Origin of the sequence: Janthinobacterium paucivorans, from assembly GCF_051380805.1 — a bacterium.
Taxonomy (GTDB): Bacteria; Pseudomonadota; Gammaproteobacteria; order Burkholderiales; family Burkholderiaceae_D; genus Janthinobacterium; species Janthinobacterium lividum_D.
Genome location: NZ_JBNYXR010000005.1, coordinates 63,929 through 75,941, shown reverse-complemented (window position 1 = coordinate 75,941; position 12,013 = coordinate 63,929). Strand labels below are relative to the sequence as shown.

9 protein-coding genes are annotated in these 12,013 nt (G+C 59.3%); 3 read left to right on the top strand and 6 right to left on the bottom strand.

Going from position 1 to position 12,013, the window contains the following annotated elements:
• Positions 1-139 precede the first annotated feature (139 nt).
• Positions 140-1,453, top strand: a complete 1,314-nt coding sequence (locus tag ACQ4V8_RS07855; RefSeq protein WP_010395538.1) for a tetratricopeptide repeat protein — start codon at positions 140-142, stop codon at positions 1,451-1,453.
• Positions 1,454-1,534: 81 nt separating this feature from the next.
• Complete coding sequence (locus ACQ4V8_RS07850) at positions 1,535-2,740, top strand: DUF5009 domain-containing protein (RefSeq protein WP_436571198.1); 1,206 nt, start codon at positions 1,535-1,537, stop codon at positions 2,738-2,740.
• A 2-nt stretch (positions 2,741-2,742) separates the two neighbouring features.
• Here the strand turns inward: ACQ4V8_RS07850 and ACQ4V8_RS07845 are convergent, their stop codons facing one another.
• The 3 genes from ACQ4V8_RS07845 to ACQ4V8_RS07835 all read right to left on the bottom strand — a co-directional run bounded on the left by ACQ4V8_RS07845 (position 2,743) and on the right by ACQ4V8_RS07835 (position 8,049).
• Positions 2,743-3,855, bottom strand: a complete 1,113-nt coding sequence (locus ACQ4V8_RS07845; protein WP_436571197.1) for an acyltransferase family protein — start codon at positions 3,853-3,855, stop codon at positions 2,743-2,745.
• Positions 3,852-5,165 (bottom strand): glycoside hydrolase family 18 protein, encoded by a 1,314-nt coding sequence (locus ACQ4V8_RS07840; protein WP_436571196.1) that lies wholly within the window; start codon positions 5,163-5,165, stop codon positions 3,852-3,854. The genes ACQ4V8_RS07845 and ACQ4V8_RS07840 overlap by 4 nt, the downstream gene beginning before the upstream one ends.
• A 121-nt stretch (positions 5,166-5,286) precedes the next feature.
• On the bottom strand, positions 5,287-8,049 hold the full coding sequence (locus ACQ4V8_RS07835; protein WP_436571195.1) for a TonB-dependent receptor: 2,763 nt from the start codon (positions 8,047-8,049) through the stop codon (positions 5,287-5,289).
• 388 nt (positions 8,050-8,437) lie between these two features.
• On the opposite strand from ACQ4V8_RS07835, the gene ACQ4V8_RS07830 reads away from it, so the two are divergent.
• The gene (locus tag ACQ4V8_RS07830) at positions 8,438-9,178 is read left to right on the top strand and encodes a GntR family transcriptional regulator (protein ID WP_010395533.1); all 741 of its coding nucleotides are present in this window, start codon (positions 8,438-8,440) and stop codon (positions 9,176-9,178) included.
• A 533-nt stretch (positions 9,179-9,711) separates the two neighbouring features.
• On the opposite strand, the gene ACQ4V8_RS07825 is transcribed toward ACQ4V8_RS07830, so the two are convergent.
• From ACQ4V8_RS07825 to ACQ4V8_RS07815, 3 genes are all read right to left on the bottom strand, one after another.
• Positions 9,712-10,047: a DUF3579 domain-containing protein gene (locus tag ACQ4V8_RS07825; protein WP_029496213.1), complete on the bottom strand. Its 336-nt coding sequence runs from the start codon at positions 10,045-10,047 to the stop codon at positions 9,712-9,714.
• A gap of 236 nt (positions 10,048-10,283) precedes the next feature.
• Positions 10,284-11,243: a CobD/CbiB family protein gene (locus ACQ4V8_RS07820; protein ID WP_436571194.1), complete on the bottom strand. Its 960-nt coding sequence runs from the start codon at positions 11,241-11,243 to the stop codon at positions 10,284-10,286.
• A 97-nt stretch (positions 11,244-11,340) separates the two neighbouring features.
• Positions 11,341-11,997, bottom strand: a complete 657-nt coding sequence (locus ACQ4V8_RS07815) for a CoA pyrophosphatase (RefSeq protein ID WP_436571193.1) — start codon at positions 11,995-11,997, stop codon at positions 11,341-11,343.
• Positions 11,998-12,013 lie beyond the last annotated feature (16 nt).

Below are 12,013 nucleotides of genomic sequence, written 5' to 3'. Positions count from 1 at the left end.
TGCCATCGCCCTTGGACTTCAGCGGGCGCAATGGCGGAAATATATTTTTTAAGATTCCCTGCCCCTTTACGATGCTGCTGCGCGATGCTGCGGCAGACAGTGCCGGTGCGTATTTTTGTTATTGATTGAAGGATAAGCCATGTCCCAATTCCGTCTTGCCCGTCTCAGCCTGATCCTCGCTGCCATCGGCATGAACATCCTGCCAGCCCTGTCGCACGCACAGGACACCAAGCCAGCCGCTGCAGCCGGTGCGCCCGCTGCCGTGCCCGCAGACACGGTGCGCCCTGAAGTATTCAAACTGCTCGATCCGACCGCCGTGAAGGCCTCGATGGATGCAAAAAACTACGACGATGTGCAAAGCCGCATCGACCAGACAGCAGCCATTCCCGCCCTGACGCCCTATGAATTGTTCGTGCTGAACCGCCTGCGCGTAGCGCTGGCCTCCACCACCAACAATAAGACGATGGCTATGACGGCACTCGAAGCGGTGATCGAATCGGGCAAGCTGGAGAAGAAAGCCCAGGGCGACTTCATCCAGGCGCTGGCGAACTACCACTACAACGCCAAGGATTACCCGAACGCTATCAAATGGTTCACCCGTTACCAGACGGAAACAGGTGACTTGACCACCGTGCGCCCCTACATTATCCGCGCCTATTACTTCAGCAATGATTTCGCGCGCGCGAAACAGGAACTGATGGCCGACCTGAGCGCCAAGCAGCAAGCAGGCAAGACGCCGGCCATCGAAGAATTGCAATTACTGGCCAATACGGGCTCGAAGAGCAAGGATCCGGCCACCTACCTGATCGCCATGGAAAACCTGGTGCGCTACTTCCCGTCGGACGATTACTGGAGCGACCTGCTGGGCCGGCTGCAGGGCAAGGCTGGCTATTCGGACCGCTTCGCGCTGGACGTGCTGCGCCTGCAATTCAAGGCCGTGGCCACCATGCCGCCGCAAGATTACAGCGACATGGCTGAAATTGCACTGCTGAACGCCTTCCCGACGGAAGCGAAAAAAGTCCTCGACGCGGGCTTTGCAAAAAGCGTGCTGGGCACGGGTGCGAATGCTGCCAAGCACAAGAAACTGCGCGACCAGGCCAACAAGGCGGCCGCCGATGATGCGAAAAGTATCGCCAGCGGCGAAGCCTCGGCCATGAAGAGCAAAGATGGCACGGGCTTGATCAACCTGGGCTACGCCTTCGTGACGATGGACCAGTTCGACAAAGGTATCGACCTGATCCAGAAAGGCATCGCCAAGGGCGGCCTGAAGCGCCCGGAAGACGCCAAGCTGCGCCTCGGCTACTCCTACGCCATGGCCGGCAAGACAGACGACGCCATCAAAGTCCTGGAAACAGTCAAGGGCGGCGACGGCGTGGGTGACCTGGCGCGCTACTGGATCCTGTGGCTGAACCGTCCTGCCACGGCAGCGGCGACACCGGCAGCGGCACAGTAATTCCTGCTCCCTAGCGTAAGCGCAAGGCAGTCCCCGGCTCAGGCCGGGGCTGCTTTTTTTTCGACTTTTTTTCATCTTGCCATGCCGCCAGCCACCGCCACCGCCACCGAACGCTTAATCAGCCTGGACGCCTTTCGCGGCTGCGTGATCGTGACCATGATCTGGGTCAACTACCTGGCCGGCATGCCCGGCATCGCCTACTGGCTCGAACATACGGGTCCAAGCGCCGACGGCATCAGCCTGCCCGACCTGGTCTTTCCCGGTTTTCTGTTCATGCTCGGCATGGCCATTCCGCTGGCCATGCAGCGCCATTGCGGCCACGTCACGCCAGCGTTGCTGGGGCGTCTGCTGTGGCGCTCCGCCAGCCTGATGCTGGCCGGCGTGATGCTGGCGAATGCCTACCGCTACGATGCCCAGGCGGTGCTGCTGCCGCACGCCGTCTCGCACTGCGTCTATTTCCTGCTGTTTTATGCGGCCATGATTCTGCTGTGGCGCCAGGGCGCAGGTAAGCTTGAGCTGGCCGCTGGGGGCGTGCTGATGCTGTTCCTGCTGGCAACGTTCCGTGGTGAACTGAACAGCGAGTTTTCCAGCACCTGGCTACAACCGTCGTGGTGGGGCATCCTCGGCATGATAGGCTGGTCCTACTTGCTGTGCAGCTTGCTATATCTGGCGTGCCAGGGTAGCAGCACGGCGCTGATGGGCGTATTTGCCCTGCTAATCGCGCTCTACATGGGCGGTACGGCTGGCAGCCTGGATTTCTTGCCCGCTGGCGTAAACGCCATCGTCAACGTGCCGCAAGTACTAGGGTCGACGGCGGCCAATGTGCTGGCCGGCACCCTGGTGGGTCAGCTGTTCCTGCGCGACGCGGCCCTGAAGCATACCCAGAGGATACGTTTCATGGCCTGGTTCGCGCTGGGCCTGCTGGCGGCCGGCCTGCTGCTGCGGCCGTATCACCACATCAACAAGATCGCGGCGACGGAATCGTATACCCTGGTGTGCAGCGCCATCATCCTGGCCCTGTTCCTGGTGTTTTATATCGTCATCGACGTGTGGCGCTGGCGTGCCTGGGCGGTGCTGCTATTGCCCGCCGGCACCAATGCCCTGTTCGCCTACATCGTGCCCGACCTGTGGCAACAACTGGCGACCGTGCTGCACTTGCCGCGTTTCTGGTGGCCCTACCTGGAAACGGGCGGTGCAGCCGGCCTGTGGAATGCCGCCGCCGTTACCGCCCTGATGCTGCTCTTCACCGCCCTGGCCACGCGCTACGGCTTGAAGCTGAAGTTTTAGCGCTAGACCTTGATGTAGATCTTGCGCTTGTCCATCGCGTAGGCGATCAGCCAGCACAGCAGCATGAAGCTGACGGCAAACAGCAGCGAACCCACGCGCGCCGGAGCCCAGCCCGTGAACCACTGCTGGTACAGCCACTGGTACAGATTGACGCCACCGACACGCACGGTAAACGCGATGATCACCAGCACTTCCGAGACCAGGTAAATGAACAGGGTGTTCTTGCCGTAGACTTCAAAGAAATAGGTCCAGCCCGTCATTTGACGCACGTCGATGATCAACATCAGCGAAGCGAGCAGCAGCAAATCGAGGCCTATGCCCAGCATCACATAAGAGCTAGTCCACAATTTTTTGTTGATCGGCAACACTTCATTCCAGCACAGTGCCACCACCACGCAGATGACGCCAGCCACCGCCAGTTGAAGCAAGCTGAAGCGCAGCTGCGCCGGCGCCGTCTGGCGTAAAAAACTGCCCACCAGGTAACCGGCAATCACATTGACGATCGCCGGCAAGGTGCCGAGTATACCTTCCGGGTCGAAGGCGATGCCTTCGCCGTGGTACAAGTGGCTATCCCCCAGCAGGATCAAATCGAGCTTGGCCGGCGCATTGCCGTGCAAGCTGTAATCGCCCCAGGTCGCCAGAATGGCCCAGTAGCCGAGCAAGGCAGCGGCGCTGAAGAGCAGCGCGCCGCGTGTCTTCCAGTAATGCAAAATCAGGGCGGCGGCCAGGTAGCACACGGCGATGCGCTGTAGTACGCCGGGGATACGCGTCTGCGACAGGGACGACCAGGCGAACTGGCCCGCATCGTCAATCTTGAAGAAGGGGAACCAGTACAGCAAGAAGCCGAGTAAAAAGATCAGCGCGCTGCGCTTGCACAGCTTGGCCAACACGGCGCCATGGCCCAAATTTTCATATTTCCCCAGCGCAAAGGCCAGCGCATTGCCGACGACAAACAAAAAACTGGGAAAGACCAGATCCGTCAGGGTAAAACCATGCCATTCGGCATGCAGGAACGGCGCATACACGCTGCCCCAGTCGCCGGGCGTATTGACGACGATCATCAGCGCCACGGTCAGGCCGCGCAGGACGTCGAGGGCGAGGTAGCGCTGGTTCATGGCTGCGCTACCTTCAGGATGGGCGCCAGGGCCGTGCCCAGCACCTGCTGCGCATCGCCGCTCAACTCCCAGAACATGCCACCACGCAAACCCTTATGGCGGATATAGCGCACTTTTCCGGCTACCGATTGCGCATCCTCATAGCTGATGAAGACGCCGCTATCGCGGTTGTACAGATACGGCACTTGCGACGCAGCATTCCAGTAGCGCCGAAAGCCCCGCGCGCCCTGACCATCGACCAGATAGCCCTGCTCGATCAGATGCCGGTAAGTAAAGGTCGGTGTACCGTCATTGCCGCTAGCCGCGCCCTGGCAAGGCTGATACAGGCCGTCACCGCGGGGACCTGCGGCGCACTGCTTCCAGCCATAGCCATAGAAGGGCACGCCCAGCACCAGCTTGGCGGCAGGCACGCCCGCGCGTAGGAAGCGCGTCACGGTGGCGTCTGCATACGGATGCTTTGCGCGCTGCGGGTCGGCCGGGTCGGCATACAGGGGCGCCAGCTGGCCATTCTCGGCATCCCACACGCCACGGTAGTCATACGTCATCAGGTTGATCCAATCGAGCTGCGCCGCAAGGCGAGCCATCCAGCCGGATGCGGCATCGCCGTCGTCGCTCAGGCTGGCATGCGCGCCAGCGGCAATGGTGATCAGGTAATGACGGCCCCCATCGTGCTTGCCGGCTTGCTCGAATGCGCTGCGCAACTCGCTAGCCAGACGCACATAGTTTTCCTTGTCGTCGCTGCGGTGGCAGACCCTGCCTTCGATGCAGGCAATCCCTCCCGTGGCCGGATGCTCCCAGTCGATATCGATACCATCGAGGCCGTGCCGGCGCACCAGTTCCAGCGCGGACGCGATAAACGCCTGGCGCGCAGCTGGCGTAGCGGCGACGTCCGAAAAACGGTTCGACCAGATCCAGCCACCTACCGACAGCAGTACGCGCAGGCGCGGATTACTTTGCTTGAGCGCGTTGAGCTTGCGCAAGTTGTCGGCATCGACTTGCGGTGCCGCCAGTACGATGCTGCCATTTGCCGGCCGTGACGGCTGGCCGTCCGCATCCAGGCAGGCGCCCACGCCACCGCCCTCGGGCGCGCGATTGCCATGTTCGCCATCCCAGCAGATGTCGGCGAACGCATACTGGATCAGGCTGACATTGCCAGCGCCAATATTGTGCTCGTTCACAGGAAAATCGGCCGATTTCCAGCCCGGATAATAAGCCACCACTTCCGGCGCGAAGATCGGTGCGGCGGGGACGGCCGTAGCCGCCAGAGGCAGCGCGCAGGCGCAGCAAGCCAGCATTGCGTGTAATGTCATCGGAGGTATCCCACCATGTAAAGAAACCATCTTGCAATAAAAAATGGCGGAGCCAGTCGCGCTCCGCCATTGTCATGCCATCCCGGGTATCCGCCGGCAAGCATCAACTACATAAAAAATTTTACATCTTGCCTTGCAGTGACAAATAGATCTGACGGCCGTTCTTGTACAACGCGCCTGGCATATCGGCGACACCAGGAGTATGGATGACGGAACGCACAGTCGGATTGTTCAAGTCCTTGCCATCTAGCGTGATCGCCAGGTTTTCGGTCAACTGATAGGCAATAGATGCCGACAGGCTGCCGATCGACGACTGGAAGGCCGCACTATTTCGGCTGGTACCGTTCAGGTAACCAGAACGGAAGTTGTACGTCAAACGCGCGCTGAGCTTCTCGTTTTCAAAGAAGCCGCCAATGTTGTACGCATTCTTCGACGTGCCGATCAGCGTGCAATCCGGGCTAACCAAGGCGCCGCAAGCCGAACCTGCTGCTTTACCGGTTTCCTTGCCATCCGTAAAGGTGTAGTTGGCGTTGATCCCAAAACCAGCTGGCAGAGCTTGTACGTAGGCCAGTTCAATACCTTTGACTTCAGCCGTCGTGTTGATCGGGGTGCCGACCACATACTCGGTGTTTTTACCTTGCAACTGATTGAAGAACGTTGCCTTGCCGCTGCCATACGTCACGTAGCCATCGAGTGCCGAGTAGAAAGCGCCAGCCGACAACATCGACTTCGGAGCAAAATACCATTCCACGCCGATTTCAGCATTGTTGGCACGGATCGGACGCAAGTTCGGATTGCCGACGATGCCAAACAATTGCTGATCGCGCAAGTCCAAGCCAGCCATCATGCCCAGTTCAGGACGCGCCATGGTGCGGCTGATACCGAAACGGCCAACGATATCTTTCGTCACATCCAGACGGAAGTTGGCGCTAGGCAAGAAGTCGTTATACGTATTCGTATAGTTCTTGATGACATACTGCGCCGATGGATTCAATTCGTAGCGGTCGACATCTTCCTTGGTGTGCACAAAACGTACGCCGATGTTACCGGAGAAGCTGTCGGCACCGAAATTCAACATTGCATAGGCCGATTGGGTCGGCTCCTTGATGTTGAATTCATTCTGGCGCAGGTGGCCGGAGTAGTTGGCATACTTGCTCAGCCAGCCATTGACGGCAGCTTGCGAGAACGTCCAATAGCCCGCACCATTCGTGCCCAGATCGTTAAAACCATTGGGGAACGAGGTCAGGCCGCCTAACGGCAGGTTGGCTCGGTTGCCCAGGGCGTCAGCAGCCGTATTGCCTGCGACATTCGAATTGATGCCGATCGCATCCAGTTTACGCTCGTGCTGCGCTACGCGCGCGCCAAACTGCAGGGACGAAATGGCAGGCAAATCGAGTTTCAGCGTGGCGTCGACTTGGCCATACGTTTCCTTGTCCACAGCCTTCACATGCGAGCCGTAGGTGTACGGATCACCGCTGTTGCCGCCGATCGAAAACTTGTCAGCGCCAGGAATGTTGTATTTGATCGGATTGTTTGCACCGTTCATGGTGTAGCCGCCGCCAGTCCAAGGCATCCAAACACCGAGCGCGCCGCTCACGGTTTCGCCGACGCCTTTGGTGGTGCCGAGCTTACTGGTCAGCATCAGGCGATCGTTGACGCGGTATTTACCGTCCAGATTGATGAAGTTGGACTTGCTCTTAGCGACAGGACGGCTAAAAATTTCCTGCACTGAACCGGACATTGTGCTGCAAGTCGTGCAATTGGCCGGAATCGTGGCATTGACGCTTGTCACGACGCCATTGCTGACGGTACCGGTGACATTCGCGCCAGGATAGCCAGGCGAAGCCCAGGTATTGCCAATTGCACGGCCCAGCGATTGCATGAAGTTGTGGTTGATGTTGGGCGCGTCGAGCTGCGAATGGAACAGGGTCAGGTCCAGCATCAGGTCCTTCGATGGCTTAAGCTGGATATCGATGAGGCCCCCATCGCGGGTACGCTGCTGTTCAAACCAGGCGGTGCCACCCAGATAGTTGGTCATGGCGCCAGCTGCACCAGGGATGCCCTGGGCCATCGCGGAACCCGGCTCGACTTTGTCGTACCAAATCTGATTTTCCTGGCCGACGCGGCTCAGCGTACGTTTCTGATGGAAACCCTGCACCAATACACCGAGCGTGCTGGCTTCATTCTTCCAGTTGATCATGCCGCTGAACTGAGGATCTTTCTTGCCCGAGTTGGAGGAGTACACGGTGCCCAGGCTGACCTGGCCCGTCAGGGATTTTTTGAAGTCGAGCGGCTTGCGGCTCTCGATATCAACCACGCCTTCGGCGCCGCCTTCCAGCAGATTGGCTTGCGAACCTTTATGCACAGTCACGCGGCCGATCAGCTCCGAAGGAAATAGCGAGAAGCTGACGCTGCGGCCGCCACCGATGATGTTGTCGGCAAACCAGTCACCGCTGCCAACCGAATGGCCATTGAAGGTGGTCAGGGTCAGGCCGAACGGTGTGCCGCGCAGGGCGACACGGTCGTTCTCGCCAAAACTGCCTTCGCCGCCGCCGGCAGCGGCCACGCTGACGCCTGGCAAGCGTTGCAGGGAATCAGCAACGTTCTTATCTGGCATCTTGCCCACGTCTTCCGCCGTAATCACTTCAACCAGGCTGTCGGAATTACGTTTTTGGTTCAAGGATTGTTCCAGCGATGCACGGATACCCGTCACGACGACGGTCTGGCCGGCATCAGCATCAGCCGTTGCTGCAGGCTTGGTCTCTTTTGCAACGGCGTCCTGCGCATGCGCCGAAAAACTCGCGCCTGCCATCAACATAGCCACAGCAGCGGCGATAGGCGTCAAATTGCGTGCTGCAGAGCTAGCTGTCAAATTGCGTTTCATGTACTCCCCCTTGATTTAGGCTCCAGGATTGGATCCTTTTCATTTTTAACGTAGGTCTTCTTTCCAGCCCGCCCACTTTCGCCGGTACGCTGCAGACCCTTCTGTACAACCACTTACAAAACCAATTCAACGCCAATATACTACTATCCAATACCAGAACACTACCAGTTACAACTTATTTTTTATAACGTTGTTTGAATCACACACACCACTTCAGCTCAATCGCTGTGTAGCCCTTGCAAGCGCGAATAAATACCAGTGAGGCGCGCTCAAATTGCCGGAAGGACAATTCAAATTGGTTTTATAACGGTCTTTTTTGGTATTATCCAGCGACACAAAACAGATACAGAGCGCGTCTGCAACGCGCCGTAACGGAGACCCTCAGCGTATGACAACCCTGGCTCACATCATGCAAGGCCTGGGGCAGACGAGTAGCCTGCCCCTGTACCAGCAACTGCAGCGCGCTTTGCGTGAAGCGATCGACAAGCGCATCCTCGGCCCAGAAGAAGCCCTGCCGGCAGAACGCCAGTTGGCCAGCGACCTGGCCGTCTCGCGCATCACCGTGCGCAAGGCCATCGATGGCTTGGTCAGCGAGGGCTTGCTGGTGCGCCGCCCCGGCTCGGGCAATTTCATCAATACGCGCATCGAGAAAAATTTCGCCAAGCTGACCTCGTTTTCCGAGGATATGCGCGCGCGCGGACGCACGCCGCGCAGTGTCTGGCTCAAGCGCGCAGAAGGCACGGTCACGCCTGAAGAGGCCTTGCGCCTGCGGCTGTCGCCGGGCGCGCCCGTGTACCGCTTCCACCGCATCCGCTATGCCGACGAGGTGCCGATGTGCCTGGAATACGCCACCATCGTCGCCAGTTGCCTGCCGTCACTCGACGCCGTCGACATCTCCATGTATGACGCGCTGGAACAGGCGGGCAACCGGCCGGTGCGCGCCTTGCAGCGCCTCAGCGCGCTGTTACTGACGGGAGAGCAAGCCAGCCTGCTGCAGGCGCAAGAAGGCGACGCGGGCTTGTCGGTGGAAAGGCTGGGTTTTTTGCGCGATGGCCGCGCCGTGGAATTTTGCCGCTCCTACTTCCGCGGCGATATGTATGACTTCGTGGCCGAATTAAGTACCAATTAATACCAGCGGCGCGCATTTCCCAATACCAGATAGCAGCACTTATTGCAGTGCAATATATATGCCCGCAACACGACTGTTATTAGCACGGCAATGGGGAGCTCGTCGGCGGCGATTATATGGCGGGCCCCGAAAAAATATATAGAGGGCGGCGCAATGCAGTTTTGCGCATCGCAGCAAAATCCAATATTATTCATTCGGCAGCGGGCGCGGTGCGGTCGTCCACCTACAGCAAGAGTCGGCGAGCGCCACGCACAGACAGCAGCACGCTGGCGGGATCAAGGGCCAGGGCCATCACGGCAATGATGATTAAATGACGCTGAAATGACCGTATCGCGGTCGGTGAGGATGCCGACGGGCACGCGCTCGTTATTTGAGGGATAGCCACGCTCAGGTGGCCCAGATGATGCTGGCGCAGCAGCAGTGCCGCTAGTGGCATGCTCATGTCACGCTGGCGATGGGCACTTTGCAGGATGCAGGATGCAGGATGCAGACGTCGCCATGGCAGGCCACACACGAGATCAAATAAACGGGTCTTACTTTTCTTCGGGGGGCGGCAGGAAGCAGGCTTCGACGATCTGCAGGTCGTTATCCTTGGCGAACTCGCGCACGAAGTGAAACGCCATCGGCTCGATCTCGCGCAGCTTGGTGTTGACCACCACCGACTTGACGCCATTGACGACAGTCGGGCGCACGTAGGGCGAATACTGGAGGTGCGCATTGCGCCCGCCACCTTCGGGATTAAAACAGGACATCACTCCACAAAGGCGCTCGGCCCAATCGCTGGGTCGGAATTGCTTGCCATTGCTGGTGAGACCAAGGATGAAGAACTCGTCTGAGAGTTCCCCTGTTTTTTGAGATAACTCGGCCATGTGGCTTGTCGGGACTGGATTGCGTGAATGGCCCCGGTGGGTATGCCGGGCTGGTAATTCAACTACATTTGCTGCGGTAAGCCAGTATTATATCTTATAGAAGACTTGGGTTCTACCTCGATCTACCCTGCCCTTGCCAACAGGGGCCGGCAGGCGTCGTGCGCCAGCCCCTATTGTAACCCCGTTCCACGCGCAAGGCGCATGGATAGCGCGTATGCACGCGTTTAGCGCCCTTGTCAGCCGAGGAAAACAGCACCCGACATCAACAGCAGCAGCAGCATCCACAGCAGCAAGGCGCGCCATACCAGGCCCACCGTGCTCTGCAAGGCGCGCGCGCCCGGCTCTTCGCCGGGCAGGATATCGCTTTCGCTGTCACTGTCATCGACGGCCAAGTCCGGCGTCACCAGCACGCGCGCTGCCGTTTCCGCTGGCGTGCCCAGGCGTACACCCATGGCACCGCCGCCGGCCGTCAGGATGATGCCGATAGCTTCGTCCTGCCAGCGCTGGGCGAAATTGCGCCAGGCATAGATGGCATCCTCGAAATTGCCGACCACGGCAAACGCCACGGCCGTCAGACGCACGGGGATCCAGTCGATCCAGTAAAAGGCGCGCGCGGCGAACTGGCCGAATGCTTCATTGCGCATGTGCTCAGGTTCATTCCAGGCACGCGCCAGGTATTCGGCCACGCGGTACATGACCGCGCAAGCAGGGCCGAGCGGCATGAGGAACCAGAAGAATACGCCAAACACGTTGCGATGCGTCGTGATCAGGGCTTTTTCCACGGCGATGCGGGCGATCTCACTCGCTTCCATGCCCACCGTGTCGAGCTTGGTCCAGTCTGCCAGCAAGGTGCGCGCAGTCGCTTCGTCACCGGCGCTCAGGGCCAGTTGGATGGAGGTGAAGTAGTGGCTGTAATGACGGAAACCCAGCGTCAGGTAGACGATGAGCACGTTCCAGGTAAAGGCCAGCAGGGACAACTGATAATGCTGCAAGAGCCAATACACGCCAGCCGTCGGCAGCATCAGCGCGCCGATCATGAGGAACCAGCCCATGCGGCCATGGCTGGCATGGCCGGCATTGAACCAGGTCTCCATGCGCATTGCCAGGCTCTTGATTTCGGCGTAGATCGGATTGTCCGCGCGCAAAGGTTTGAGCTGCTCGATCAGCAATGCACAAAGTATGGAGAGAAATGTCATCAAACGTCCTTTTTGTCTTTTTCAGCAATGCCGCAATGCCCGCTACGATAGCGCAGTGCAGTGCTGGAATCAAACTTATTACGTGCGGGACACCATTTTACGCGCGCAAGAGGTGAAACAGATTACGCAGCATGCCCGCCGTAGCACCCCAAATATAGAAACGCTCGTACGGCATGGCGTAGAACGAACGCCGTCCGCCGGGCAATTCCACCGACAGGCGCTGATGGTTGAGACCATCCATCAGGAAGGCCAGCGGCACTTCAAAGATTTCCGCCACTTCGGATGGGTCGGCGCGCAGTTCGAACGGCGGCATGACCAAGCCTACCACGGGCGTGACCTGGTAGCCGGTGCCCGTCAGATAGTCGGGCAGGCAGCCCAGCACTTCGATATGCTCACTCGCCAGCCCCACCTCTTCCTGCGTTTCGCGCAGCGCCGTGGCCACGGACGAGCCATCGAACGCCTCGCGGCGCCCACCGGGAAAGCTGACCTGGCCCGCATGGCTGCTCAGGTGCTGCGTGCGCAAGGTCAGCAAGATGGTCAAACCCTGCGGCCGTTGCACCATGGCAATGAGCACAGCGGCGCGCACCGGGATGGCGCGCACGGAGAGGAAATCCTGAGTCATCTCGGGCTGCCAGTGAGGCGGATAGGCCAGACGCTGGCGCAACCAGTCCGGCGTCAGGCGCATGGCGTCCAGCGCCGCCTCGCCGGCGATCGAATCGATGGCTAATTGCTGCGGATCAAATGCTATCGCCATTGCTATCTCTCTCATC

Coding starts and splice junctions, on each gene's coding strand:
- ACQ4V8_RS07830 (WP_010395533.1), top strand. CDS start 8,438: ATGACAACCCTGGCTCACATCATGCAAGGCCTGGGGCAGACGAGTAGC.
- ACQ4V8_RS07855 (WP_010395538.1), top strand. CDS start 140: ATGTCCCAATTCCGTCTTGCCCGTCTCAGCCTGATCCTCGCTGCCATC.
- ACQ4V8_RS07815 (WP_436571193.1), bottom strand. CDS start 11,997: ATGGCGATAGCATTTGATCCGCAGCAATTAGCCATCGATTCGATCGCC.
- ACQ4V8_RS07825 (WP_029496213.1), bottom strand. CDS start 10,047: ATGGCCGAGTTATCTCAAAAAACAGGGGAACTCTCAGACGAGTTCTTC.
- ACQ4V8_RS07840 (WP_436571196.1), bottom strand. CDS start 5,165: ATGACATTACACGCAATGCTGGCTTGCTGCGCCTGCGCGCTGCCTCTG.
- ACQ4V8_RS07845 (WP_436571197.1), bottom strand. CDS start 3,855: ATGAACCAGCGCTACCTCGCCCTCGACGTCCTGCGCGGCCTGACCGTG.
- ACQ4V8_RS07835 (WP_436571195.1), bottom strand. CDS start 8,049: ATGAAACGCAATTTGACAGCTAGCTCTGCAGCACGCAATTTGACGCCT.
- ACQ4V8_RS07850 (WP_436571198.1), top strand. CDS start 1,535: ATGCCGCCAGCCACCGCCACCGCCACCGAACGCTTAATCAGCCTGGAC.
- ACQ4V8_RS07820 (WP_436571194.1), bottom strand. CDS start 11,243: ATGACATTTCTCTCCATACTTTGTGCATTGCTGATCGAGCAGCTCAAA.